This window comes from Streptomyces sp. NPDC052036, assembly GCF_040680495.1.
In the GTDB taxonomy this organism is placed as follows: Bacteria; Actinomycetota; Actinomycetes; order Streptomycetales; family Streptomycetaceae; genus Streptomyces.
Window position 1 is genome coordinate 34060 of the sequence record NZ_JBFAWW010000048.1, and the last position, 25274, is coordinate 59333.

At 68.0% G+C, this 25274-nt stretch carries 24 protein-coding genes and 6 pseudogenes; 19 read left to right on the forward strand and 11 right to left on the reverse strand.

Annotated features, from left to right (window positions below; genetic code table 11):
* Window positions 1–327: 327 nt before the first annotated feature.
* Together AB0L95_RS37250 and AB0L95_RS37255 are read right to left on the reverse strand one after the other, a co-directional pair.
* A pseudogene (locus tag AB0L95_RS37250) lies at window positions 328–987 on the reverse strand (transposase); the annotation flags it as partial.
* Between the two features lie 78 nt (window positions 988–1065).
* Window positions 1066–1626: a TetR/AcrR family transcriptional regulator gene (locus AB0L95_RS37255; protein WP_365170173.1), complete on the reverse strand. Its 561-nt coding sequence runs from the start codon at window positions 1624–1626 to the stop codon at window positions 1066–1068.
* Between the two features lie 83 nt (window positions 1627–1709).
* On the opposite strand from AB0L95_RS37255, the gene AB0L95_RS37260 reads away from it, so the two are divergent.
* Both AB0L95_RS37260 and AB0L95_RS37265 read left to right on the forward strand, forming a co-directional pair.
* Window positions 1710–2597: a patatin-like phospholipase family protein gene (locus AB0L95_RS37260; protein WP_365170176.1), complete on the forward strand. Its 888-nt coding sequence runs from the start codon at window positions 1710–1712 to the stop codon at window positions 2595–2597.
* 202 nt (window positions 2598–2799) lie between these two features.
* Complete coding sequence (locus tag AB0L95_RS37265; RefSeq protein ID WP_365170179.1) at window positions 2800–3231, forward strand: VOC family protein; 432 nt, start codon at window positions 2800–2802, stop codon at window positions 3229–3231.
* Between the two features lie 46 nt (window positions 3232–3277).
* Here AB0L95_RS37265 and AB0L95_RS37270 read toward each other — a convergent pair.
* Window positions 3278–3519, reverse strand: a pseudogene (locus AB0L95_RS37270) (IS5/IS1182 family transposase); the annotation flags it as partial.
* Between the two features lie 22 nt (window positions 3520–3541).
* On the opposite strand from AB0L95_RS37270, the pseudogene AB0L95_RS37275 reads away from it, so the two are divergent.
* Together AB0L95_RS37275 and AB0L95_RS37280 are read left to right on the forward strand one after the other, a co-directional pair.
* Window positions 3542–3679 (forward strand): annotated as a pseudogene (locus AB0L95_RS37275) (IS5/IS1182 family transposase); the annotation flags it as partial.
* Window positions 3680–3848: 169 nt separating this feature from the next.
* Window positions 3849–4715 (forward strand): annotated as a pseudogene (locus tag AB0L95_RS37280) (NAD(P)-dependent alcohol dehydrogenase); the annotation flags it as partial.
* A gap of 707 nt (window positions 4716–5422) precedes the next feature.
* Here the strand turns inward: AB0L95_RS37280 and AB0L95_RS37285 are convergent.
* A complete protein-coding gene (locus AB0L95_RS37285) occupies window positions 5423–7201 on the reverse strand; it encodes a PA14 domain-containing protein (RefSeq protein WP_365170182.1) in 1779 nt (592 codons plus the stop codon).
* 382 nt (window positions 7202–7583) lie between these two features.
* Between AB0L95_RS37285 and AB0L95_RS37290 the strand changes: the two are divergent.
* Window positions 7584–7751 (forward strand): annotated as a pseudogene (locus AB0L95_RS37290) (GTP-binding protein); the annotation flags it as partial.
* Window positions 7752–8026: 275 nt separating this feature from the next.
* On the opposite strand, the gene rpsN reads toward AB0L95_RS37290, so the two are convergent.
* Window positions 8027–8332: a 30S ribosomal protein S14 gene (rpsN, locus tag AB0L95_RS37295; protein ID WP_365170185.1), complete on the reverse strand. Its 306-nt coding sequence runs from the start codon at window positions 8330–8332 to the stop codon at window positions 8027–8029.
* On the reverse strand, window positions 8332–8568 hold the full coding sequence (gene rpmB, locus AB0L95_RS37300) for a 50S ribosomal protein L28 (RefSeq protein WP_365170188.1): 237 nt from the start codon (window positions 8566–8568) through the stop codon (window positions 8332–8334). The genes rpsN and rpmB overlap by 1 nt, the downstream gene beginning before the upstream one ends.
* Before the next feature lie 69 nt (window positions 8569–8637).
* Between rpmB and rpmG the strand changes: the two genes are divergently transcribed.
* Genes rpmG through rpsR form a run of 4 tightly spaced genes read left to right on the forward strand, consistent with a single transcriptional unit; the run spans window position 8638 to window position 10535 of the window.
* Window positions 8638–8802 (forward strand): 50S ribosomal protein L33, encoded by a 165-nt coding sequence (gene rpmG, locus AB0L95_RS37305; protein WP_365170191.1) that lies wholly within the window; start codon window positions 8638–8640, stop codon window positions 8800–8802.
* Window positions 8803–8833: 31 nt separating this feature from the next.
* Window positions 8834–9088 (forward strand): type B 50S ribosomal protein L31, encoded by a 255-nt coding sequence (locus tag AB0L95_RS37310; RefSeq protein WP_030340408.1) that lies wholly within the window; start codon window positions 8834–8836, stop codon window positions 9086–9088.
* Window positions 9088–10239, forward strand: a complete 1152-nt coding sequence (locus tag AB0L95_RS37315) for a GTP-binding protein (protein ID WP_365170195.1) — start codon at window positions 9088–9090, stop codon at window positions 10237–10239. Before AB0L95_RS37310 ends, AB0L95_RS37315 begins: the two co-directional genes overlap by 1 nt.
* Before the next feature lie 53 nt (window positions 10240–10292).
* On the forward strand, window positions 10293–10535 hold the full coding sequence (gene rpsR / locus AB0L95_RS37320; RefSeq protein WP_365170198.1) for a 30S ribosomal protein S18: 243 nt from the start codon (window positions 10293–10295) through the stop codon (window positions 10533–10535).
* Window positions 10536–10784: 249 nt separating this feature from the next.
* Here rpsR and AB0L95_RS37325 read toward each other — a convergent pair whose 3' ends face one another.
* Window positions 10785–12383, reverse strand: coding sequence for an aromatic amino acid ammonia-lyase (locus AB0L95_RS37325; protein WP_365170200.1), 1599 nt, complete (start codon window positions 12381–12383; stop codon window positions 10785–10787).
* A 141-nt stretch (window positions 12384–12524) separates the two neighbouring features.
* Between AB0L95_RS37325 and AB0L95_RS37330 the strand changes: the two genes are divergently transcribed.
* From AB0L95_RS37330 to AB0L95_RS37345, 4 genes are read left to right on the forward strand one after another with little or no spacing between them, the layout of a single operon-like run.
* Window positions 12525–13568: an ABC transporter ATP-binding protein gene (locus tag AB0L95_RS37330; protein ID WP_365170203.1), complete on the forward strand. Its 1044-nt coding sequence runs from the start codon at window positions 12525–12527 to the stop codon at window positions 13566–13568.
* On the forward strand, window positions 13565–14206 hold the full coding sequence (locus tag AB0L95_RS37335) for an ABC transporter permease (RefSeq protein ID WP_365170206.1): 642 nt from the start codon (window positions 13565–13567) through the stop codon (window positions 14204–14206). The genes AB0L95_RS37330 and AB0L95_RS37335 overlap by 4 nt, the downstream gene beginning before the upstream one ends.
* Before the next feature lies 1 nt (window position 14207).
* Window positions 14208–14870, forward strand: a complete 663-nt coding sequence (locus tag AB0L95_RS37340; RefSeq protein WP_365170209.1) for an ABC transporter permease — start codon at window positions 14208–14210, stop codon at window positions 14868–14870.
* Between the two features lie 11 nt (window positions 14871–14881).
* Complete coding sequence (locus AB0L95_RS37345) at window positions 14882–15826, forward strand: ABC transporter substrate-binding protein (RefSeq protein ID WP_365170212.1); 945 nt, start codon at window positions 14882–14884, stop codon at window positions 15824–15826.
* A 371-nt stretch (window positions 15827–16197) separates the two neighbouring features.
* Here the strand turns inward: AB0L95_RS37345 and AB0L95_RS37350 are convergent, their stop codons facing one another.
* Window positions 16198–17304 carry an NAD(P)/FAD-dependent oxidoreductase gene (locus AB0L95_RS37350; RefSeq protein WP_365170215.1) on the reverse strand — a complete coding sequence of 369 codons (1107 nt, stop codon included), beginning with the start codon at window positions 17302–17304 and terminating at the stop codon, window positions 16198–16200.
* Window positions 17305–17596: 292 nt separating this feature from the next.
* The gene (locus AB0L95_RS37355; RefSeq protein ID WP_365170218.1) at window positions 17597–17731 is read right to left on the reverse strand and encodes a hypothetical protein; all 135 of its coding nucleotides are present in this window, start codon (window positions 17729–17731) and stop codon (window positions 17597–17599) included.
* 388 nt (window positions 17732–18119) lie between these two features.
* Between AB0L95_RS37355 and AB0L95_RS37360 the strand changes: the two genes are divergently transcribed.
* The 6 genes and pseudogenes from AB0L95_RS37360 to AB0L95_RS37385 form a co-directional block, all read left to right on the forward strand.
* Window positions 18120–18905, forward strand: coding sequence for a 2OG-Fe(II) oxygenase (locus AB0L95_RS37360; protein WP_365170221.1), 786 nt, complete (start codon window positions 18120–18122; stop codon window positions 18903–18905).
* Between the two features lie 308 nt (window positions 18906–19213).
* Complete coding sequence (locus AB0L95_RS37365) at window positions 19214–20683, forward strand: AlkA N-terminal domain-containing protein (protein WP_365170241.1); 1470 nt, start codon at window positions 19214–19216, stop codon at window positions 20681–20683.
* Window positions 20684–20763: 80 nt separating this feature from the next.
* Window positions 20764–21267, forward strand: coding sequence for a methylated-DNA--[protein]-cysteine S-methyltransferase (locus AB0L95_RS37370; RefSeq protein ID WP_365170224.1), 504 nt, complete (start codon window positions 20764–20766; stop codon window positions 21265–21267).
* A gap of 139 nt (window positions 21268–21406) precedes the next feature.
* Window positions 21407–21913 (forward strand): methylated-DNA--[protein]-cysteine S-methyltransferase, encoded by a 507-nt coding sequence (locus AB0L95_RS37375; protein WP_365170227.1) that lies wholly within the window; start codon window positions 21407–21409, stop codon window positions 21911–21913.
* An 86-nt stretch (window positions 21914–21999) separates the two neighbouring features.
* Complete coding sequence (locus tag AB0L95_RS37380; RefSeq protein ID WP_365170230.1) at window positions 22000–22731, forward strand: 2OG-Fe(II) oxygenase; 732 nt, start codon at window positions 22000–22002, stop codon at window positions 22729–22731.
* 115 nt (window positions 22732–22846) lie between these two features.
* Window positions 22847–23079 (forward strand): annotated as a pseudogene (locus AB0L95_RS37385) (VOC family protein); the annotation flags it as partial.
* A gap of 184 nt (window positions 23080–23263) precedes the next feature.
* Here AB0L95_RS37385 and AB0L95_RS37390 read toward each other — a convergent pair.
* Complete coding sequence (locus tag AB0L95_RS37390; RefSeq protein WP_365170233.1) at window positions 23264–23965, reverse strand: type 1 glutamine amidotransferase domain-containing protein; 702 nt, start codon at window positions 23963–23965, stop codon at window positions 23264–23266.
* 780 nt (window positions 23966–24745) lie between these two features.
* Window positions 24746–25274 (reverse strand): ISAs1 family transposase (locus AB0L95_RS37395; protein WP_365170236.1); only part of this gene is annotated, 529 nt, incomplete at its 5' end.

Sequence of the window (25274 nt, forward strand, 5' to 3'; positions counted from 1 at the left end):
CAATAAGCGGTCACCCGCCAGGCTTGTCCCGGGATCCTGAAGTCACCCCGGTTTCGATGTCACCTACTACTTACGACACGTCATCAGCGGTTCACTCGCGTTCGCCTTCCCGGTCCCCACCTGACGCCTGACCGGCGCCTTTTCCCCGGACGCTCACCACGACGGTCTTCAGCCAACGCAGCTCGGGGCGGTTTGACGCCTCCCACCGCAGGACGACGCCAAAGGGCCACAAAACCTTCATCTCCCGCACAGCACCACATCAAGCAGGGTCTCTACCTACATCAACCTCACTCTCAGTGTTCGTGGCACACCTCCAGCGGTAGATCGGGCCAGGCCCTTTCCGGACTGGAACGTCTCCTCGACCCGCCACTGCGATCCCGCGACCCGCACCAGGGCCGTCAGTGGCACTGGCCGGGGCGAGTAGCAGTGGTAGTAGGCGAGTTCGCCGGTGGTGCGGTTGCGGCGGATCAGCAGGTGCCCGTAGCCAGGATGTGGGTCGGGCAGGTCGATCACCGCCCAGTCGTAGAAGCGTTGCCCCTTGGCCCGGTCCCGGCGGACAGCTTCTGCCAGGCCCGCTTGGGGATCTTCTTGGCCAGGGAGTCCGCGCGGAATTTCCCGGCACGGGTGGCTACTTCGTAGGTGCGCGCTACCGCGAGCACGTAGCCGGTACCGCGTTCCTCCAGGGCAGTACGCAGTGTCGGGTTGCCGCCGTAGACCTCATCGCCAGCCACCCAGATCGACCACGAGTACCGACTGCTCGTCGTGTAGGTGCTCGGTCACGTGGTTGCGCAGGTCGTCTCGGACGGCGTCGGCGTCCCACTTGGCCCGGTTCAGCAGGTGCTGCATGCCGTCCGGGGTGGCCTCCCCGGCCCACTCAGCGATGGTCCAGCAGTTCTTGCGGGGCAGATCCGAGAGCAGGCCGAGCACCAACAGCCTTATCCGCCGACGGGGTTCGACCCGCGAGAACCGGCCCCCGATGCAGTCCATCAGGGCCTCGAATGCCTCCTGCCCGCGGGCAGAGTCTGCGCCGTGGCCTGCGGTCACCACGTGATCGTTTGCCTTCATTCAATGCCGCAGGAGTTCGCAGAAGCGGTCCAGTGCGCAGTCGGAGCGGCAGCGGTCGCCTGTGGTCGTGAGATCGAACAGGAGTCCCCGAATGACGGCCATGACCAGCGTGGGAGTAACAGTGTCGTCAGGGCTGGTGGCGATGTCGCGGAACGTGGCGCCGAGGGTGTTGAACCAGTCCGTGATCGCCTCGCCCCGCTCCGGGTAGTTCTCGGGGTGAGCCAGGCCGTCGGCGTGCACCTCGAAGAACAGTCGCACGAACGGGGCGCGCTCCGGTGCGCTGATCCAGGCCCAGATGCCGCGCAGTCGTTCCTCCGGAGAGGCTGCCTCCGCCGGGAGGTTCTCAGCCAACCGTGTCGCACCGCGGCGGCGAGCCTCGGCAAGGACGGCAGATACCAACTCCTGCTTGCTGCCGAAGTCATAGAGCAGCATTCGCGGGCTGGTATCGAGGGCCGTAGCCAACGGCCGCAGGCTCAACCCGGCCAGGCCGTGCGCCAGCACGTAATCGGTCGCCCGCGCCAGCGTGGCCTCCCGTCGGGCGGGATCTGCGGGTCGCCCCACGGTGGACCATCCTCTCCGTACTGCTGATCTGAGCATGCATCAGTATATGGTACGACTGTTTCAATAACGGGAGGGAGATAGTCATGTACACGCTCGACCGGGCACTCGCACTGGGCGCCGGAGGTCCCGTTGGTGCGGCCTGGATGGCTGGACTGGCCTGCGGACTGCGTCGCGGCGGGGTGGATCTCAGCGAGGCCGATCTGATCGTCGGCACGTCGACCGGCGCGATCATCGGCGCAGTGCTGGCCACCGGTCAGGACCCCAGCCGACTCGCCACTCCTGTGCGCCGCGCCGACTCCGACGGCACCCCGCCCCAGGTGGACGGGCGCCGACTGGGCGAGGCGTTCGCCGTGCTCGGCACTGCCACCTCGAACCCAGCCGAGGCGCGGCGCCGAGTGGGCCAGATCGCGCTCGCCGCCGAGACCGGCCCCGAGCAGACACATATCGCCCGGATGCGCGTCCTGGCCGGCGCAGACCGGTGGCCGGACGGAAAGCTGCTCATTACCGTGCTGGACGCTGAGACCGGCGAGCAGGAGGTCTTCGACCGTGCCAGTGGCGCACCGCTGCCCTCTGCCGTGGCGGCAAGCACGGCCTTCCCGGGCATCTACCCACCGATCACGATCAATGGCCGCCGTTACATGGACGGTTCCCTGCGGTCGGCGACCAACGCCGGACTCGCGGCCGGAGCCCGCACGCTCGTCGTGATCGACCCACAAGCGCACCTGTTCCCCCGCGAGTTGCTCCACCAGGAGTTGGCGGTCGCCGGGGCGCACACAGTGGTAACCATCGAGCCCGATCCGGCATCAATACGCACATTCGGCTCAGACCTCAACGACCGCACGGCCTGGGAACCGGCCTACCAGGCGGGTCTTCGCCAAGCCACCGATGCCGCAGAGCAGATCCGCCTCGCGTGGGAGACCGGATCCGACACGGACGGAGCGCCGCCCGGCCCCGGCCCTACTGACAGCTGATTCGCGACCAGCCACCAACCGCCAGCAGACCGTGCGGTCGTCAAGATCACGATCTACCGCTGGAGTACTAGGAGGCATCGACATCGGGTCACCCCTTGCGACCGCACGACACAGCAGTGGCTCTCAAGGGCCATCCCCCCCGTCAACATGCAGATTTCTACTGGGAGATGAGTAACAGAGTCCCCGCTGCTATGGTGCGCCGATGTCATCGATCAAGCAGTTCCAAGTCACCTTTGACTGCGCAGAACCTGAGCGCGTCGCTCGCTTTTGGTGCGAGGTGTTGGGGTACGTCGTATCGCCGCCGGCGGGGTTCGCCACGTGGGACGATTTCGACCGCTCCCGGTCTCCCGAGGATCAGGGTTCATGGTTCGCATGCAGTGATCCCTCAGGTGTGGGCCCGCGACTGTTCTTTCAGCGCGTTCCCGAAGGCAAGGTCGTCAAGAATCGGGTGCATCTTGACGTGCGGGTCGGCACCGGGCTCGTGGGTGAAGAGCGCCTGGCCACGCTTGAGGCCGAGTGCGCACGACTGGTCGCGCTCGGCGCGGTACGCGTGCAACTACTGCTGGCCGATGGCAACAACGAGTCGTGCATGGCGATGCAGGACATCGAGGGCAACGAGTTCTGTCTCGACTGAGCATCCTAAGAAACGGCAAGGTGGGTAGCGGTCTCAGGCCGGTGCCCCGATAGCCGGTGACCGGCCGACCGACGGCGACGACGAGTCGGGGGTCGGCGTCGATGACGACCTGGTGGTTGGTCGAGTGCCGATAGTTCTTCGGCTGCTCGGCAACCGTGTGATCCCGCATGGGGACCAGGGTGCCATCGACGATCGGCACGGCATCCCCGCGGAACGGCTTGCGGGGCTGGAGCGCGAGCGACGGCCCGAGGTGGCCGATGATCGGTCGGCGGCCGACTTCGACACCCCAACAGCGGGGCGAGCTGCCTTGGGCCGCCCGCACACCCGACCGGACGCGGTAGCTGCCGATAAGGCGTACTCCTCACTGGCGAGCCGCGCCTACCTGCGCAGGCGCGGGATCAAGGCGGTCATCCCGAAGAAGGCCGATCAGGCTGCGAACCGCCACAGGCACAGGGATCCAGCCCAGCCGCCTTACCGGCCCTCCTCCACCCCTCGTAGGTGACATCCCGGGAAGACCGGCGAAGAAGGCCGGAGCCGGTGCCCACAAGGCGATGGTGCGACGGGGCTTCCGTCCTTCCCGCGATCACTGAACGTATCCGTACGCTCCCAAGTCGCCGCTGGAGCGCACCGCCATCTAACGTCGCGAGGTCAGCGAGTTCGACGTCCTGATCGACATCAAGTACGCCGGCATCTGCCACTCCGACATCCACCAGGTCGATGAGGGCTGGGGCGAGGCGATCTTCCTGATGGTCCCCGGCCACGAGATCGCGCGCATCGTTTCCGAAGTCGGCTCCGGCGTCACGACATTCCAGGTGGGTGACCGAGTGGGTGTCGGCTGCATGGTCGACTCCTGCCGCACCTGCGACAACTGCAAGGGGGGCCTGGAGCAGTACTGCACCGGCGGCGGAATGATCTTCACCCACAACGCGGTCGGCTGGGACGGCAAGCCCACCTACGGCGGCTACGCCCAGACGATCGTCGTCGCCGAGAACTACGTCGTGCGCATCCCCGACCTCCTCTCCCTGGACGTAGCGGCGCCCCTGCTGTGCGCCGGCATCACCGCCTACTCCCCGCTCCGGCACTTCGGCGCGGGACCGGGCAAGAAGGTGGCGGTGCTGGGCATGGGGGGACTCGGCCACCTGGCCGTCAAGATCGCCCATGCGCTCGGCGCCGAAGTCCCGGTGCTCTCGCAGTCCCTGCGCAAGAAGGACGACGGGCTGCGGGTGGGCGCCGACCACTACCGCGCCACCAGCGACCCCAAGACCTTCGAGGAGCTCGAGGGCACCTTCGACATCATCCTCTCCACCGTCTCGGCCCTGCTCGCCTTCAGCGCGTATCTGAACCTGCTGAAGACCGACGGCGTCCTGGTGAACGCCGGTCTGCCCGAGGAGCCGATCTCTCTGGACCTCTTCTCTGTGATCACCGGCCGCAGGATCATCGCCGGCTCCCTGATCGGCGGCATCGCGGAGACGCAGGAAATGCTGGCCGATCAACACGCTCGGGAACAGCCCGCACGGCGCTGCGGCCAAACGCCACGACAAGCGGGGCTTGGGCCGGGTGGGGTTCTTGCCCAGAGGGACCGGAAGGCCGTAGCGGCGCCCGGCCTCCTCGTCCACCACACCGGCCAGCAGGTGCGGGACGGTGCCGATGAGCTCTTCCAACCCTGCCCGCACCGCCTCGGTGATCCACTCCGGCCGGATCAGGCCGCGCACCGCGGTCGTCGTGAGCGTCACTCTCGTGCAACCCGACCCGGTGGTGGAAGTCGGCATCGGCGTCGCACGGGACGGTGCGGGCCGCCGGCGGCACCCCGCACGTCTGCACCTCGTTCGCCTGGCCCTCTCCCCCCGCGACTTCCCGCTCTTCGAGCGGTGCACCGGGGCTTGGCGCTGAGGTTCCGACGGCTGGGGTGACCATCTGGCAGATCGCCGCGTTCCGGGCGAGCTATGCAGTGGGGCATGAGCAACATCGAAACGTCCATAGCCCACAGCCTCAGCAGCGTTCAGCGGGCTGGCTGCCTGGCGCGCATGGAGGCCTCCCGTGAGGCCAACGAGGCCTCACGGGAGGCAAACGGAACGGCCGTCTCTGTCACAAAGATCGAGCGGGACCGACGGCACAAGGGGCGGACGCCTCACAGTTACGGATCAAACAACCCGTGCCACCGTCGCGGAGTCGTCGCCACGGTGCCCGGGGGTCACACGAAAGCGCCCCTGGCTGCCGAGGCGTGGACGACGGCGGCCGGTGTGCCGTCGGCGAGGACACCGGTGATCCGGAAGTACGACGTCTGGCCGAGCGGCATGGACACGTAGGCGTGGAAGAGGCGGTTCGGGGCCGCCGCGACGGAGGTGACCCGTTCGTATGTCCTGGTGGTCGCGTTCCAGCGCTCCACGCGGTACTCGGTGATGCCGGCGCAGGCCGCCTCGTCGGAACAGGACCACTCCAAGGGGCCGCCGGTTCCGGCCATGTTGGCTGTGTTGCGGACGGTGAGCGCGCCGGAGTCCTCGCCGCGGGCGTCGTCAGGCCTGCCGTCGAGTTCGGTGCTGGTGACGGTGGGGGCTTGGTCGAGGGCGATGTGGTTGGCCCACTCGTCGACCGCTACGACGAGGAAGGTCACCGTCTCGCCGTCCGCCGGCCCGGCGCACAGCATCGCGTTCGGCAGGGCGGTGGGCTTTGTCGGGTCGACGGCGTCGTGGCACCCGTCGCTGTCGTAGGCGGTGCTGCCGTCCGGTCGACGTACGACCCGGGTGGCGCTGTAGCTCAGGCCGCTCTCGGCGGGGGCGTCCCAGCTCAACAGGACGCCGTCGGCGCGGGGCGTGGCGGTCAGGCCGGTGAGCGGGGCCGGGGGAACGCTGTCCGGGGTCACCGAATCCGGTGCGGACATCGGGGACTGGTTGCCGGCGGCGTCGGTCACCTTGGCGGCGTAGGTGTAGGTGGTGCCGTCGAACGCCGGCAGTTCGTCCACGTACACGTAGACCGAAGTCGGCGACGACGCCATCGACGTTGTGGCGATGAGTTCGGGACTGCCGCCGAGGGTGTCGCCGGTGGAGCGGTAGATGCCGATGGTGCCGCCGTTCCTCATCTCCTCCTCGGTCCTTGCGTCCCAGTTGATCTTCAGAGAACCGGGCGTGTTCGCCATGTGGGACACGACGATGACGGGCGCCGTGGGCGCGACGGTGTCGATCGGGTAGACCGTCAGCACAGGGGTGCTCTGGGACAGGTTCCCGGCGCGGTCGGTGACGGCGATGTAGTAGCGGATGGGCTTGCCGTCGCGGCGGAGTCCGGTGTCGGTCCAGGTGGTCTTCGCGGTCAAAACCACGGGAGCCCAGTCACCGACTGCGGTCTGTCGGTAGACCCGGTAATAGGCGAGGTCCATCTCCTTGTTGGGTGCCCAGGAGAAGGCGGCGGAGTTGGTGTCCTTGTCATACACCACCTTCGCCGCGGTGGGCGTGAGCGGGGCGACATGGTCCACGGTGGCGCCGGTGCGTGGGGTGTAGGCGAATTTGACGGCTGCGGCACCGGTCCAGTTGACGTAGTCGAGACGCAGGGTGTGAGTGCCACGGGGGATGGTCAGGTCGACGGTCCGGGAGACGGTGCTGGACCCGTTCTTCCAGAGGTCGATCTTGCGCACGCCGTCGAGGTACACGCGGATGCCGTCCTGGCCGGAGGCGGTGAACGCGAAGGGCCCGCCGGAGCCGAAGTTGCGGGTGACCTGCCAGCGGACGCCGAAGTTGTCCTTGGCAACGCCGGAGACGCCGGGCGAATTGGTGCCCCAGTTCTCGCTGACCGCAGTGTCACAGTCCGTGCGCTTCGGCGCGCCCGAGAAAGAGGTGTTCGAGAAGAACTGCCGGGTATAGGTGTTCGCGGTGCAGTTCGCCGCCGACGCCGGTGAACTGGTCACCGCGACAAGACCACCCGTCATCGCGACCACCGCCGCGGTCGCGGCCGCCAGACGGGACCTTCCGATACTTCTCACTGCATCCCCTTTTAGACACGTCACAGTTCCTCGCACAGTCATACGAGAAGTGGGATTCATGAGAGCGGCCTGTGGTTGTACGGCCCGCGATGGGGCGTTGCATTCAGGTGCCGCCTAGGGTCGGGGCGACACGCGGAACCTGACAGAGAATCTGTCGGCTGGGGCACTCGGGAGGTTCTGGGCGTGCGCGTCGACAGTACGGCGACTCAGAACAAGACCAAGGCCAGTACTCATTCGCGCCAGGGGACCTGGCTTCAACGGCCCCGGCCCCGGTACCGCTGAGACGTCCCCGCAATTCCGCTGTGACAACGAGGTAAGCGCCCAGGGTGCCGGCTGCGTCTTCCCCGGTTTACGTCCCCACCATGACATCTATGGCGAAGTGCCCTTCCATCCCGGGCGGCTGTGGACGTTCGTGACAGAGCAGCTGGACAGCGGGGTCTACGGACAGATCCTGCGCTCCAAGGGCTTCTTCACCCTGGCCAGCAGCCCGCACGTGACGGGCCTGTGGTCGCAGGCCGGGTCCGTGGCCCGCTTCGAACCATCGGCCGCCCCCGCGACGGGGAAGGCTCCGACAGTCAGGAACTCGTCTACGACCCCGACGGTAGGGATGACCCCGACGGTTGCGTGCGGCGTCCTCATGCGTGCGCTCCTGCCGGATTTCGCGGTGGACGGCTTCCATTTCGGCCTCGTCTCTCGCCTACACACAGACGGCAACCACGAGCACGCGGGGCTCTGGGGCGTGTCCGTGCCACCTTGGGCGAGGGGGCACGACTCAACGTGAGACGTGCCCCCTGGCACCCCTCCATCAGCGCGGAGGAAACTGCGTCACCAGGACGACTTCGTGACACCAGGCAGGAAGCCCGCGTGCGCCTGCTCCCTCACATGGACACGGGAGAGTCCGAATTTGCGCAGATGGCCCCGAGGGCGGCCGTCGACGCTGTCACGGTTGCGGACGCGGGTGGCGCTGGCGTCGCGCGGCTGCCGACGCAGTTCGACGATCGCGGCACTGCGCTCGGCGTCCGTCGAGGACGGACGCCGAATGATCTCCTTGAGTTCGGCCCGTCGGGCGGCGTACCGCTCGACGACGGCCTTGCGCTTCTCGTTCTTCGCGATCTTGCTCCGCTTGGCCATCAGACCTTCCCTCCCCGGGCGCGGATGCGCGCGACAGCCGCTTCTACGCCGATGGTGTCGACGGTCTTGATTCCACGGGCGCTCAGCGTCAGGCGGACGTACCGGCCCTCGCTGGGCAGCCAGTACCGCTTGTGCTGGATGTTCGGGTTGAAGCGGCGGGAGGTGCGCCGGTGCGAGTGGGAGATGCGGTTGCCGAATCCTGGCTGGGCGCCGGTCAGTTGGCAGTGGGCGGACACAGGATGACCTGCCTCTCACTTGAGGGGGTGGTAATCGATAATGGAAATCGTTCCCATATAGTAGCGCCCATGGCTCGCAACGAAATCCGCCCGGTCATCAAGCTCCGCTCCACCGCGGGGACCGGCTACACGTACGTGACCCGCAAGAACCGCCGCAACAACCCCGACCGCATGGTCCTGCGCAAGTACGACCCGATCGCCGGCCGGCACGTCGACTTCCGCGAAGAACGCTGACCCGGCCGCCTACCGTTCAAAGGAGCACGCCATGAAGCCCGGCATCCACCCCGCCTACGGTCCCGTCGTCTTCCGCGACAAGGCCGCAGACTTCGCCTTCCTGACCCGTTCGACGCTCACCAGCGACAAGCGCATCGAGTGGGAGGACGGCAACACCTATCCCGTCGTGGACGTCGAGATCTCCTCGGCGAGCCATCCCTTCTACACCGGTACCGCCCGAGTCCTCGACACCGCGGGCCGCGTGGAGCGCTTCGAGCGCCGCTACGGTCGATCCGGAGGCCGCTGATGCGCGAGGAAGGCCGACTGCCGGTCGCCATCGTCGGCGGCCTGCACGCGGACGCCCGCACACACGTTGTCGACCGACTGCTGAAGGCGGTGCCGGGGAGCATCGCCCTTCACCACGACCTGGCCACCGCGGGCGAGGGAACCGTACGACGTCTCCTCCGCGACGCGTCAGGCGTGCTGGCGTCGGGCGAAGCGCCGCTGGTCAACGACTGCGCGTGCTGCGCACTGCGCGAGGACCTCGTCCCGGAGCTGGAGCGGCTGGCCGGACACGGCCTGACGCGGCTGGCGATCGTCGAGTTGTGGGACTCGGTCGAGCCCAAGGCCATGGCCGAGGTCGTCGCGGCGCACTGCGGCAACGACCTGATGCTCACCAACGTGATCACCGCGGTGGACCCGGCTCTGGTCCTGCCGTATCTGTCCAACGGAGACGACCTGGCCGAGGCGGGACTCGCGGCAGCGGCGACGGACCAGCGCACCGTCGGCGACACCTGGGCCCGGCAACTGGAGTACGCGCCCGTCCTCGCCCTCGTGGACAGCGAGGGCGCGGACGAACAGGACCATGCCCTGCTGACCCAGCTGCACCCCACCGCCTGCCAGGTCGACGCGGCTTCAGGTGAGCTGGCACAACTGGCCTTCGCCGGATTCGACGTGGAAGCAGCGGCCAGCGCCCAGCACCCGGCCTGTGCACTCCTGCCGCAGGAGGCCGACGAAGCAGGCGTCACGACGCTGGTCTGGCACCGCACCCGCCCCTTCCACCCGGAACGCCTCTACCAGGCTCTGGAAGACCTCTGCTGCGCGGCCGCTCGCAGCAGGGGCCGGTTCTGGCTAGCCGACCGCCCTGACACCCTGCTCGCCTGGGACGCGGCCGGCGGCGCCCTGTGTGTCGAGAGCACGGGCCCGTGGCTTGCCTCCCTGCCGGACGCGGCGTGGGAACTGGTTCCCCCGGTACGGCGGGCGGCCGCCGCCCTGGAGTGGCATCCGGAGCACGGGGACCGCTGCCAGCACCTCGTCTTCACCTCCCCCGGACTCGACCGCTCCGGCATCGAGCAGCTTCTCGACTCCTGCCTGCTCACCGATGCCGAGTACGCGGCCGGGCCCAAGGGGTGGCAACGCCTGCCGGCGGCCTTCGACTCCCTGCTCGACGCCGCGTGAGCCACCCACCCGCACAACAGCCCATCGCTACCACCACGTTCGGAGGAATCCGCATGACCCGACGCATCGACACTCGCAAGCCGGTGAAGCACCGCTCCAACCCCCTCGTCGCGGCAGGCATCACCTACATCGACTACAAGGACACCGATCTGCTGCGCAAGTTCATCTCCGACCGCGGCAAGATCCGCAGCCGGCGCGTCACCCATGTCACCGCTCAACAGCAGCGCCAGCTCGCCGCAGCCATCAAGAACGCCCGCGAGATGGCCCTGCTGCCCTACTCCAGCAAGCGCGACTGACCTCTGTCGAGCCTGCCGAACCAGCGTGCCTCGACCACACGGGAACTGCGGTTCCGCACAGGAAGGGGGTTGCTGTTCGCGGCCGCGGAGGATCACCAACAGGCGGAATCGGCAGGCATGGTCCATCAGGTCCAGCCGCGGCGCGGAGGGAACGCAGCCACCGTGCTGTAGCTCATCGTCCGAGCCCTCCTCCATGGAGGGCTCGGCAGCCCCGCACCTCTGCTGGTTCGCCGCCCCCTCTGCTGAGGGCTATTGGGGGTTGGTGCGACATGACGAGTTCCCCCTCCAGATGTCCGTGAACCGGTCGAGCAGTGTGGCCGCCGCCGTCACGTCATCTGTGAGCGGCCGGTCGGCCGGGTCCTCGTCGAGTACCGACTCGGCGAGCGCGAACGCCCGGCCCACCGGAAGATCTGCGTCGGGCCTGAGGTCGCGCAGTCGCAAAGTCCGTACGGCAGCCACGAGTTCACAACCGACGACGAGACGGTACGCGCCGCACGCCCGCAGGGTCTGACGTGCGGCGAGCGAGGCGAAGCTGGCCTGTTCCTCGACACCACGGGAGAGCACGGCGTGCCCGAGCGAGGCGGGCGCCGAGAAAGCCCGCAGGTCACCGAGCGCGGCGCCGGCAGCGTACTCCAGGATCATCACGCCGGAGGAGGCAGGCTCCTGGTCGGCGAGGAAGGGACGCAGGCGAGTGTAGGCAGGCTCGTTCAGAGTGGACAGCCGGGACGTGGACAGGCGGGCCACCTGGGTGACCGCCAGCCGGAAGTGGTCCAGGGCCAGGGCGACTTGGGCCAGGTAGAAGCCGCCGTGGTGGTAGGCGGCCATGTCCTCGGGGGAGATGAGCGGGTTCTCGGCGGCCGCGTTGATCTCGATGGCAAGGACCTGTTCCAGGCCGTCCGCCGCGTCGTGCGCGGGGCCGTGGATCTGGGGCAGGCAGCGGAAGCCGTACGGGTCCTGGATCCGGCCGAGCGGCGGGGTCGGCCGGTCCGCCGCACCGATCAACTCCCGCATTCGCCGGGCGACTTCGGCGCTGCCGCGATGCGGGCGGGCCGCGTGCACGGGGGCCGCGTAGGGCTCGTGCGACCCGTCGACCGCGAGCAGCGACAGCGCGGCGACGACCTGGGTGGCACCGATGAGCCCGCGCAGTTCGTGGAGGGCGAGGGCAGCCTGACCGAGGGTGAGGGCGTTGCTGCTGATGAGCGCGAGCGCGTCGTTGTTGTCGAGGGGTTGGGGCTCGGGGGCGCGGACGACGGCCCCCTCGGCGGACGGATTCGCCCCGGGCGCGCGCTCCCGGGAGGCGCCGTTCAAGGGCGCCCCCGCTGCTCGCCAGGGCCGCTCCCCCGCCAGCGCGAGACCCACCTGCGCCAGCGCCGCGATATCGCCCGTCCCCACCGAACCGAACTCGTTGACGACCGGGTGCACTCCGGCGTCCAGCGCCTCGCACAGCGCTGTGACGACGTTGGGCCGCAGGCCGGCGCCCCCGGCCAGCAGTTGATTGGCGCGTATCGCGAGCATCGCGCGGACCTGGCGGGCCGGGAGTTCCTCACCGATGGCGCCCGCGTGGCTGCGCAGCAGGCGCAGGCCGTGTCCGGCGGCGGCCTCGGTGGGCACGTCCTCGTTCCGGTTGGCGCCGACACCGGTTGAGCGGCCGTAGACGCGTCCGGTCGCCGCGATCTGTCGGGCGGCGTCCCAGGACTGGGCCACGCGCTTCATCGCTTCGGTGTCGGGGGCGGGCCGCGCAGTTCCGTCGGCCAGGCGCACAACGTCCTCGACATCTAGACCGATCCCGTCGAGGATCACCGATCCAGAGCGCACGGATCCGGCCGTGTCCACTATCCGAGACGACATCAGGCGCAAACTCCCATCATTCCGGACGTCACATCTTGCCCACCGGTCATCTGTTACCACGGATTAACGCATACCTGTTGACAAGTCATTCACGTACCTAGAACTCTGCATGACGTTATGCAGCCGGGCAAGGGACATCTCATGATCCAGTTCGACGCGGTCCACAAGCGCTTCCCCAACGGCACTACAGCAGTCCACGATCTCTCCCTCGAGATGCCGGAGGGCGGCGTCACCGTCCTCGTCGGCTCCTCCGGTTGCGGCAAGACGACCACCCTGCGGATGATCAACCGGATGGTCGAGCCGACCTCCGGCACCATCCGGGTCAGCGGCAAGGACGTCACCCAGCAGGACGCGGCCGAGCTGCGCCGCTCCATCGGCTACGTCATCCAGCAGGCCGGTCTGTTCCCGCACCGCACGGTGCTCGACAACATCGCCACCGTCCCGCTGCTGCTCGGCTGGAACCGCCGCAAGGCACGGGCCCGCGCTGCCGAACTCCTTCAGACCGTGGGTCTCGCCGCCGATGCCGGCAAACGCTATCCGCACCAGCTCTCCGGCGGCCAGCAGCAGCGCGTCGGCGTCGCCCGCGCGCTGGCCGCCGATCCGCCGGTGTTGCTGATGGACGAGCCGTTCGGCGCGGTCGACCCAGTGGTGCGCACCCAACTCCAGGACGAACTGCTCAGGCTGCAGAAGGAGTTGAGCAAGACCATCGTCTTCGTCACCCACGACATCGACGAGGCCGTCCGCCTCGGCGACCAGATCGCGGTCTTTCGCACCGGCGGCCACCTCGTCCAGTGCGCCTCCCCCGCAGAACTGCTCGCCCGCCCCGCCGACGACTTCGTCGCCGATTTCCTGGGCGCCGAGCGCGGGCTGAAACTCCTGTCGCTGAAGACCCTCGCGGACGTCCCGCAGGGCCCGGCCCCGGAGGGCGGAACCTGGACCCTCGCCCTCGACGCGGCCCGCAGGCCCCTGCACTGGGCCTCGAAGGACGCCGGCGGCGCCGTACTCCCCCTCCGCCCGCTCAAGGACACCGACTCCCTGCTGTCGGCCCTCAACGAGTCGATCGCCTCCCCCACCGGCCTGGTCGTCCGCGTCGACACGGACGGCGCGCTCACCGGCGTCTCGTCCCGGGACGACATCCATGCGCGCGCGAGCCGTGCGCACGCCGAAGTGAGCGTGGCCGCATGACGATCGACTGGTCCTGGATATCCGAACACACCGGCGATCTCGCCAGTCTCACCCTCTCCCACCTCCAGGCAGCCCTGACCGCCGTCTTCTTCGGCCTGCTGATCTCGCTGCCGCTCGCAGTGATCGCCCACCGGATCCGCCCCCTGCGCGGCTTTCTCCTCGGCGTCTCCAACGTGCTGTTCACGATCCCGTCGATCGCGATCTTCGTCCTGCTGCTCCCGGTCAGCGGCCTGACCCGCACCACCACCGTGATCGGCCTGACGGTCTATACGCTGGTCGTGCTGTTGCGGAACACGGTCGAGGGCCTCGACTCGGTGCCGCCGAGGACGAAGGAGGCCGCGAAGGCGATGGGCACGCGCCCGCTGCGGACGCTGCTCACGGTCGAGTTCCCGCTCGCCCTGCCCGTGATCATGGCGGGCGTCCGCATCGCGACGGTGATGTCCATCTCTCTGGTGTCCGTCGCGACCTACATCGGCGACGGCGGCCTCGGCCAGCTCTTCACCGACGGTTTCCAGCGCGACTTCCCCACCCCGGTGATCGTCGGAGTGGTACTCACCCTCCTCCTCGCCGTCGTCGCGGACGCCCTGCTGGTCGCCCTCCAGTACGCCCTGACCCCATGGCGAAGGCGGCAAGCCTGACATGTACGAACTCTTCAAGAACCTCGGCACCTGGCTGACCAGCGCCTCCCAGTGGTCCGGCCCCGACGGCATCGCCCACCGCCTCACCGAGCACCTCCAGTACTCCCTGCTGGCCACCCTCATCGCGGCAGCCATCGGCCTCCCGCTCGGCTTGCTCATCGGCCACACCGGCAAGGGCGCGTTCATCGCCATCAACCTGGCGTCCTTCGGCCGGGCGCTCCCGACGGTCGGCCTCGTCGTCCTGGTCTTCCTGGCGGGCGGCCTGTCGATGCTGCCGGTGTACGTGGCGTTGGTCGCCCTCGCCGTCCCGGCGATCGTCACCAACACCTATGCCGGCATGACGGCCGTCGACCCGGACGTGAAGGACGCGGCGCGCGGGCAGGGCATGCGCGGCCGCCAGGTGCTGTTCCAGGTGGAGCTGCCGCTCGCGCTGCCGCTGATCGTCACGGGCCTGCGCCTGGCCCTGATCCAGGTCGTCGCCACGGCGACCATCGCCGCCTACGTCTCCTTCGGTGGCCTCGGCCGCTACGTCTTCGACGGGCTCGCCCAGCGCGACCTCGTGCAGGTGCTCGGCGGCGCGGTGCTGGTCGCCGCGGTCGCCGTCGTCCTGGACATCGCCCTCGTCGGCCTCCAGCGCTTCCTCTTCCGCCACCGCACTGCCTAGGGATCCCAACCATGAATCGTCGCGCTCTCCTCGGCGGCCTCTTCGCCGCTGCCTCCGTCCCGGCGCTCTCCGCGTGCGCGAGCGGCATCACCTCCCTCAACAGCCAGGGCACGAGCCCCGCCGGCGGCGGCTCCAGCAAGGGCGGAGTCACCATCGGCACCGCCAACTTCACCGAGAACCAGGTCCTCGGCTACCTCTACGCGGCCGCCCTGGAGGCGGCCGGAGTCAAGACCAAGGTGCGTCCCAACCTCGGCACCCGCGAGATCGTCATCCCCGCCCTCAAGGCCGGCGACATCGACCTGCTCCCCGAGTACCAGGGCGCCCTCCTCAACTACCTCGAGCCGAAGGCCACGCCCACCGAGGAGGGCGCGATGCAGAACGCCCTAGCCCTCGCTCTGCCGGCCGGACTCCAGGTCCTGCCGTACGGCATGGCGGAGGACTCGGACGCCTTCGTCGTCACCCGCGCCACCGCGGACAAGTACGGCATGGCCTCCCTCGCCGACCTGAAGAAGCAGAACGGCAAGCTGGTCATCGGTGCAGCCCCCGAGGTGAAGAAGCGCCAGGTCGGTGTGATCGGGCTCAAGGACGTGTACGGCGTGGAGTTCAAGGAGTTCAAGTCTCTGGACTCCGACGGTCCGCTCGTCAAGGGAGCCTTGAAGAAGGGCGACGTGGACGTGGCGAACCTCTTCACCACCGACACCGACATCAAGGCCAACGACTGGGTGGTGCTGTCCGACCCCCAGCATCTGATCCCCAGCCAGCACATCGTCCCGCTCATCGCCGACCGCAAGGCTGACGACACCGTCCGCAAGGCCCTCGCCCGGCTCGGCAACATCCTGACCACCGCCGACCTCACTGAACTCAACAGCCTGGTCGACAACGACAAGAAGGACCCGCAGGACGTGGCGAACGCATACGCGAAGCGGCACGGACTGGTGAAACAGCCGACCAGTTGACCTGCCGGAGGGTTCCGAGCGCCGCGACAACCGGGCGGATGTCGGTCTCTGAGATCACGTCATGGACAGCATTGAGCGCTGTCCATTGTGCACGGACGAAAGCCTGTTGGGGGCCGTCCGGGAATGGCGGGCCCCGACAGGCGGTGTCAATCCCGGCAACCGGACCCCGAGGGGAGCCTCTTGGACGGTCCCACGCCTTCCGCGACCTCACTCTCCAGAGCGTCGCCGCCGCGCGCCAGCCTCATCCGTACATCCCGCGGGCAACGGGAGCGCAGTGGGCCGATGGATGCCTGGTTGAGTGCCACTGCCAGGGCGGACAGGCGGGGACCGGGCGGTGTCGGGCTCATGGCTGGTGTGGTGGTGGCGCTTGCTCAGGAGACCGTCGGGGGAATGAGGTTGCCGAGTGCCTCGGCGCAGTCCTGGGCGGCCTGGGCCGAACGCGGCAGCATGAGGTTCTCGTAGGCGCGGACGGCGTCGTCGATGCTGGATTCGGTGATGAGGGCGCGGGCGAGGTCGGTGCCGTCGAGCATGGCGAGGTTGGCACCGAGCCCGACGGGCGGCATCAGGTGCGCGGCGTCGCCCAGCAGGGTGATGCCGGGGACGTGTTCCCAGGTGTGCGGGGCGGGCAGCACGAACACGGGCCGGTTGACGAACGCGCCGTCGTGGTGCCGCAGGAGATAGAGCAGGCTCTCGTCCCAGCCGTCGAACATCTTCAGCAGATGTGCGCGCACGGCCGCCGTGTCGCCGGGTTCCACGTCGGCTGCCACCTGCCAGTCATGGGGGGCGCGGAAGGCGACGTAGACGCGGATGTGGGCGTTGCTGTTGCGTTGGGCGAGCAGGGCCTTGCCATCGGCCGTCGCCAGCAGGGTGCCGTTGCCGACCATGCGTGCGAGGGCGGGATGGCGGGTGTCGCAGTCGTCGAAACCGGTCTCGATGAAAGTGACACCGGTGTAGCCCGGTGTGGCCTCCGACAGGGCTGGGCGGATGCGCGACCAGGCGCCGTCGGCGCCGACCACCAGGTCGGCGTCCTCGGTGGTGCCATCGTCGAGGAGCAGGCGCCAGGAGCCGTCCCCGAGCGGGGTGGCTCCGGTGACAGTGCGGCCCCACCGGACGGTGCCCTCGGCGAGGGATTCCAGGAAGAGGCTGCGCAGCTGTCCGCGGTCGATCTCCGGGCTGTCGTCGTCATGGCTGGGCCCCAAAACGGGCAGGACGGTGGCGGTGACGGGGTCAACCACGCGCCATTCCTGGCCTTCGGGGCGGGACAGAGCGCGGAACCGGTCGAGCAGGCCCGCCGCGCGCAGAGCGACCTGGCCGGTGTCGGCATGTATGTCGAGGCTGCCGCCCTGGGGACGGGTGCTGGCGGAAGCATCACATTCGAAGATGGTGACGCGGCGGCCGTGGAGCTGCAGGACACGGGCTAAAGCAAGGCCGCCGAGGCCGGCGCCGACGACCGCGATGCGGGCGTGAGCGGAGTTCATGGGGCTGTCCCCTCGACAGGTGGGTGAGTTGCCGGAAGGCCCGGCGCACGACCAAGAAAGCACAGTCACCGAAAGAGCGCATGTGAAATACGGCGTGCCGGTACCGCGCCGACGGGGCGCCGCGAGCGCGAGAAGGCCCAGACCCGTCAGCCCCTCGCCGACGCCGCATCAGGCCCCTCCTCGACCGCAGCGAAACGCTGAGCCCCGCCAACTCAAGCGCTTGCCCGCCAAGTGAAGCGCTCAGTCGCACCAGCAACCAGGAGACCCGCACCCAGCTTCAACACGCTGAACTTCACAGGGAACGCACCTGGTCCGGCGAGACCACCCACGCTGCCGCCGAGACCAGCAACGCGGCCAGCCCGACCGCTGAGTGGCCGCCGTTGAGCAGTACCGGCCCATACGTCAGTCGGATCGGGGTGTGTGACACCAGCTCACACCCAACCCGACACACCAACCAGCCGCCCCGGATCGTCACCGCTTCCGGTCATCCTCACGTCGACGATGAGCTCAGAGTACGAGCGACAGGCTGTACTGGGTCTCGCCCGGATTCCGGCCCAAGCGCCCCCGTACCAGCGAGCCAGATGTCTGAATGCCGCCAGCATCCGCAGCAGGCGAGCGCGACCATCGGATACGAACAGCAAGCGGCCCGCACAGATGCGCCATCCCGTTGGCTGCTCCGGCTCACCGCTGCACAGGTCACCACGATCAGCACCCTCGTCCACATACAGCGTCCGCGCCCGGGGACGGAGACCGGAGACCGGGCGAGGTCCTACTCATCAGTTGGCCCCGTCACGACGATCTACGAAAGACACCTCATGAACCAGTCCGCATCCACCACCGACATGCTGTTTCCCTCGACCGAACCGGTCGGTTCGGCTCCGAGCATCCCCACTACTGCCGACCTGCCGGCGCTCAGCGAACTCGACGGGGCAGAGCTGTATGCGCAGCTGAACGAGGAGGGCGTGGCGCTCACTCCACCGTTGCTGTCCCGCGAGCAGTGCCAGGAGATCATCGACACGTTCGACGAGCCCGGTTTGTTCCGCTCTACCATCGTCATGCAGCGCTACCAGTTCGGCCGCGGCACCTACAAGTACTACGCTGATCCTGCCGCTGTCCCTTTGATCCAGGCCCTGCGAGAGCGGCTCTATCCGCCGATGGCGTGGATGGCCAACCAATGGGCGCAGCAACTGAACGAGCGTACTTTCCCTGGCTCGTTGGAGAAGTTGCTGGCCGAGTGTGCGGACAACGGGCAATACCGCTCCACTCCGCTGATCCTCAAGTACGGGCCTGGGGACTACGCCTGCCTGCACCAGGACGTCTACGGTGACATCGTCTTCCCTCTGCAGATCGCCATCATGCTCAACCAGCCCGGCGAGGACTTCACCGGTGGCGAGAACGTCTTCGTCGAACAGCGACCCCGGTTCCAGTCCCGCGCCATCGTCGTCAAGCCCCAGCTCGGCCAAGGAATGATCTTCCCCGTCCGGCACCGCCCGATCCGCGGTAAGAACGGCTTCCGCCGCCATCCCATGCGCCACGGAACCAACGCCGTCGAGAGCGGACACCGCAACACCCTCGGCATCATCTTCCACAACGCACGATGAACCGCACCCTGCCGACGTCGCGAGCGGCCCGCCGGCCTTTCCCAAGGGACCCTTGCGTAAGGACCGATACCGCATGAGAGTAGTTACACGCGGAAGCCGCCAGCGGCTTGCACACACAGACGACGAACAAGATCGTCGGCCCGCAGTGTGACGGCGTCACCCAGTGGATTTGGCCGATCCCTAGCGTGCTGACCGGACCGCCGGACTGGTCCCAGGCAGGGGCCGACCCAGCGGAACATGATGTCCGATTGCCGCCAGCAATCTGCTGTGGGCCGTCACACCCTGGAAGGGTGACCAGCGACGACAGCATGTACGAGGCGGTATGCAGCCGTGATGCCCGCTTCGATGGCGAGTTCTTCTTCGCCGTCTCCACGACCGGTGTCTACTGCCGCCCTAGCTGCCCCGCCACGACACCCAAGCGGCAGAACGTTTGTTTCTTCCCCACAGCGGCGGCCGCTCAGCACTCGGGCTTTCGTGCCTGCCGCCGTTGCCGCCCGGACGCGGTTCCGGGATCTGCGGAGTGGAACATCCGGGCCGACGTCGTCGGTCGTGCGATGCGGTTGATCAGCGACGGCGTCGTCGACCGGGAAGGCGTGGCCGGGCTGGCGGCCCGGCTGGGCTACAGCGCGCGTCAGGTGCAGCGGCAGCTGAACGCCGAGGTCGGGGCCGGCCCGATCGCGCTGGCGCGCGCGCAGCGTGCGCACACCGCGCGGGTCCTGCTGCAGACCACGCTCATGCAGGCCACGGAGATCGCGTTCGCAGCCGGCTTCGCGAGCGTGCGGCAGTTCAACGACACCATCCGCGAGATCTATGGGATCACCCCCAGCGAGTTGCGGGCCGCCAAGCCAGGTCGCTCTTCCCGCTACGGCTCGGTCAGCAGTGCCAAAACTGCGGCGGGCATACCGCTCCGGCTGGCCTACCGTGGTCCCTACACCGCCAGCGAGATCTTCGACTACCTTGCCGCTCGCACCCTGGCCGGGATCGAAGAGATGACCGGCCTGTCGGGAGAGCGCACCTACCGGCGCACCCTCGATCTGCCCTACGCGCCGGGCATTGCCGAGGTCAGTGAAAAGCTCGGCAACGGCTGGCTGGAGTGCCGGCTGCACCTGGGCGACCTTCGGGATCTGACCACGGCCACACAACGCTTGCGCCGCCTGCTCGACCTGGACGCCGACCCCTTTGCGGTGACCGAGCGTCTCGGCGGCGATCCGGTGCTGGCGCCACTGGTGGTGGAACGCCCCGGGCTGCGCGCCTCTGGGACCGTTGACCCGAACGAGCTGGCCATCCGGGCCGTCCTGGGCCAGCAGGTCTCGTTGACCGCAGGACAGAAGCTCGGCAACGCTCTCGTGAGCGCCTACGGCAAGCCACTTCCGGCCCCGAGCGGCGCGCTCACCCACGTCTTTCCCACCGCTGCCATTCTCGCCGAGGCATCCCTGGCTGAACTCGGTATGCCCGAATCCCGCCGCGCCACTGTGCGCACTGTTGCCACCGCTGTGGCCGACGGCACGGTTTGCCTGGACGCGGGCGTGGACCGTGACGAAGCCGAGAAGGCTCTGCTGGAACTGCGCGGGATCGGCCCGTGGACGGCCGGCTACATCCGCATGCGGGCTCTGGGCGACCCCGATGTCCTGCTCTCCGGCGATGTGGCCGTCCAGGCCGGCATGCGGCATGCGGGCGCCGACACCGTCGATGGCCAGATCTGGCGGCCCTGGCGCACCTACGCCGTGCACTACTTCTGGAACGTCGCCGCCCTCCGGCAGCGCACCTCCTCAGCGTGACGTCCGAATGCCGCCAGCATCCGCGCCCGCCGGACAGCAAAGTTGACATTGGAACGAAGAATGACGCCAAGGAGGCGAAGATGACCGCCTACACGACCATGGCCAGCCCTCTGGGCGACCTGCTCCTGGTGGGCGAGGAGTCCGAGAACGGAATCACGCTGACCTCGCTGTCCATGCCCGGCCAGAAGAACGCACCGGTCCTCCAGCCCCACTGGCGGCGGGACGCGGAGCTGTTCACAGACATCATCCGCCAGGTAAAGGGGTACTTCGCCGACGAACGGACCCGATTCGACATCGCGTTCACTCCGGCCGGCAGCGACTTCCAGCAGCGCGTATGGCGTGTACTGCAAGAGATCCCGTACGGCACGACGACCACGTACGGTGCTCTGGCCGAGCAGCTTGGTCTTCCGCGCGAGCGGATCCAGGCCCTGGGCGCGGCGATCGGCGCCAACCCGCTGCTGCTGGTGCGCCCCTGCCACCGCGTCATCGGCGTGGACGGCTCGATGCGCGGCTACGCCGGCGGCGTCGAGCGCAAGGTGCACCTCCTCACCCACGAAGGCGCTCTGCAGCCGACCCTCCTCTGACCCCGATCCCAGCATGCCCCCTTCGCGGCCCCGGGAGACAGCGCCCCGGAGACAGCACCCGGGACCGCGTTACGCCCTCCTTTGTCCCGCAAAGCAACCTCCTTTGTCCCAGCAGAACAAAAGAAAGGATCCCGGATCGATGACGATCTACACGACCATGGACAGTCTGCTCGGTGAACTGCTGCTGGTGGGTGAGGAGTCCGCCGTCGCGAAGGGCGGCACCGCTCTCACCTCGCTTTCCGTTCCCGGCCAGAAGCGCGGGGCCGTCGTCCAGGACGGCTGGATCGACAAGCCGGAGGCGTTCACCGAGATCGTCACCCAGCTGCGCTCCTATTTCGTCGGCACGCTGGCCCACTTCGACATCGAATACGTCACCAGCGGCTCGGATTTCCAGCAGCGGGTGTGGACGGCCCTGGAGGCCATCCCCTACGGCACCACCCTCACGTACGGCGACGTCGCACAGCAGATCGGCGCCCCGAAGACCTCAGTACGGGCTGTGAGTAGCGCGATCGCCGCCAACCCGCTTCTCGTCGTCCGCCCTTGCCACCGCGTGATCGGGGCCAACGGCACACTCACCGGCTACGCCGGCGGCCTGGAGCGCAAGCAGCACCTCCTGGACCTCGAAATCACCCACCGCACTGCCTGAACAATCGCCCTCCCAGGTCCGCGTCGCCACCCCTACGGCTGCGGAGCCGGGACGGCATCACCACGAATGCAAGGGAGACCCCCCTCATGACCGAGACGACCCAGCTCGCGGGCACGGTCGCCGACCGGGTCACCCAGGCCGACTGGGTAGCTCTCGCCGGCGAACTCGACGAGTACGGCCACGCCCTGACCGGTCAGCTCCTCACCCCGGCCGAATGCCGCGGCATCACCGCCCTCTACGACGACCCGGCCCGTTTCCGCACCACCGTGGACATGGCCCGTCACCGCTTCGGCTCCGGCCAGTACCGCTATTTCACCCACGACCTGCCCGACCTCGTACGAGAGTTGCGTGAGCTGTTCTACCCTCACCTGCTGCCCATCGCCCGCGACTGGGCCGGCAAGCTCGGCAGGCCCGCTCCCTGGCCCGACAGCCTGGAAGAGTGGCTTCACATGTGCCACGCGGCCGGGCAGGACAAGTCCGCGCAGATCCTCCTGCGCTACGGACCCGGCGACTGGAACGCCCTGCACCGCGACGTCTTCGGCGACATGCTCTTTCCACTCCAGGTCGTCATCGGCCTCGACGCACCCGGCGTCGACTTCGCCGGCGGAGAGTTCCTCATGACCGAGCAGCGCCCCCGCGCGCAGTCCCGCGGCTCCTCCACCACCCTGCTCCGCGGGCATGGCCTGATCTTCACCACCCGCGACCGGCCGGTTGCGACGAAGCGCGGCTGGTCCAACGGACCGATGCGGCACGGCGTGAGCACTGTCCTGACCGGCCGCCGCCACACTCTCGGCCTCGTCTTCCACGACGCCGCATGACCATCCCCCACAAGTCGGAGCGCACCTGCACTCTGCTCGGCGCGGACGGACGACCTTTCATGAGCCCGGTACCGGGAACCCTCGGTGGACACCGCGGCAGGCGCCTGTACGGGCGCTCCGCCCGGAGCCGGATCGCCTGCCGGGGTTGGATTTTGTCCGGATCGATGAGAGCAAGACGGCGAAGAGCCGACTGCATCTCGACTTCAGGCCTGATGATCAGGACGCCGAGGTGGCTCGTCTTGTGGCCCATGGCGCACAGCGTGCGATATCGGCCAGGGTGATCAATCGTGGGTTGTCTTGGCAGACCCCGAGGGCAACGAGTTCTGTGTCCTTGGCCAGCGTCAGTAAGTGGGCTGTCTCGTTCTCGAACAACCGTCAGCGCTCTGGACTCCGCGTCACCCTGGTAGGCAAGGTGCGTCGAACCCGATCGCTGCACGACGACCAGGGCGAGACGCCGGCGCCTGAGGAGGATGGCTCCTTGCCAGGTTGATCACGGTGCGGGGCCCGCGAGTCGCGGGCCCGCGCTCTGGGCCTAGAGGACCTTGAGGGTCTTGAGCATTTCTCGGGCGAGGGGCGCGGAGGAAGCCGGGTTCTGCCCGGTATGGAGGTTTCGATCCACAATCGTGTACGGCTCCCAGGCAGGGCCGCGTGAATAGTCGGTAGGCAGCTTTCTGAGCTCGTCTTCCAGGAGCCACTTCGCCTTGTCGGCGAAGCCGACGCCGGCTTCCTCTTCGTTGCAGAAGCCGGCCACACGATAGTTGGCGAACGGCGTGTTGCCGTTTTCGTCCCGCGTCGCGAGGAGAGCGGCCGGGGCGTGGCAGACGATGCCGAGGGGTTTCCCGGAGGCCAACGCCCTCCTCAGCAGCAGGCCGCAGTCCGCGTCGAAGGCGAGGTCCTCCATCGGTCCGTGCCCACCCGGGAGGTAGACCGCGTCGTAGTCCTCCAGCCGTACATCCTTGAGGGAAATGGGGCGGCGCAACTCGTCAGCCGCCTCGATCACGGCTTCTTCCTTGAGGGAGTTGTCTTCGCCACCGGCCATGGAAGGTCGCAGGCTCATCGTGTCCACCACCGGAACGACGCCACCGGGAGTTGCCACGGTGATCTCGCAGCCAGCCTCACTGAACAAACGGTAGGGGGCGACGAACTCCTCCGCCCAATACCCTGTCGGATGGCGGTGTCCATCCTTCAGGGTCCAATAGCTCGCACCGGTCATCACAATCAAGATTCTGGCCACGGAAGACTTCACCCCTAATGAATTGGACGGCAGAATGCATTATTCTACAAATTATCACTCGACGACTTTCATGACAACCACAACCTACGGCGCGCCAAGCCAAAAGTACAGCGAATGCCGCTCCTATTCGAATACGTAGCACGCAAATTCATGTTTCGCCGTCGCAGAGCGAGGCAGCGCAAAGGGATAAGGAAGCTCGTCCGGTCCAGCTGAGCTCGGACCTGACTCCGAGAGGCTCGAAACTTGACCGTGCCAGCGGTGGGAATGCCGCCGCAGCCTGGCAGATTCCCCTGACGGGAGCCAAACTTTGGGTGAGGCCGCTCACCCGCAGCATCATGGGACTTCACACCGACAGCGACTGAAGGCCCCTCTTCCGCTGTCAGTTGCGCGCCGTTCAATCCTTCATCGGAACAGCTGTTGCCCCTTGCAGTCTGCGTCCTCCAGGGAGAGAAGCCAGCCACTCGCCCGTCCGTCGACCACTCCCGTATGGTGATCAAACCGCCCCGCATCAACCCGTTGAATGCCGTGCGCCCAGAGACGGCCCTTCGCGGCTCACCCTCTGCACGGCAACGCTGCTCACTCATCAAGGACGCGCCATCGGGGAATACAACCGCTATGACGTGGCGCAGGAAAAAGCTCGTCGTACCTGGTCAGCGAACCCAGAGAACTTCCGACGTGACGCCGGGGCGGTCCTGCGCCCTCCCCGACTCCCGCATGAAGAGCGGGATGGGCACAGAGGCAGGGCCGTTGCAAAGTGCGGTGATCTTGTAGTCGCGCTGGTCAGACGATGCCCAGTAGGTCGAGCGGGCGGGTGAAAGGCTCGTAGGAGACGTGCCGGATGCCGGCCGCGATGTTGCGGTGTTCGGCGGCGCGGAGCGCGTTGATCGCCAGGTTGCGTAGGGTCGACATGTTATCGGGGCCATGGCCGGTGCGGATCTTCGAGGCGTCCTCGGCGAAGGTGGTGTCGCGGACGAAGTGGAGCCGATTCTCGATGGTCCACTGCGACCTGGAGAGTTGGCCCAGCCGCTGGGGCGATGCCTGATGCGAGCTCAGGCCTGTGATCGCGTGGACGGTCTGGCGGCTGACGGTTCCGGTCGCGCGGTCGGTGTGGTGGCGCAGGATGCGTACAGCCTGGGCGGCGTGGGGGAAGTCGAGGCCGAGGTCGGTCACGGTGAGGGCCCTGGTCACTCGGGTCTCCCGGCGGCCATGGCCGATCTCCCGGTCGTAGCGGCGGGCGGTGACGTCCTTCCACGGCAGTGATCGCAGCCTGCGGTGCAGTTCGGGCTGGTTGGCCTTGACCACCAAGAGG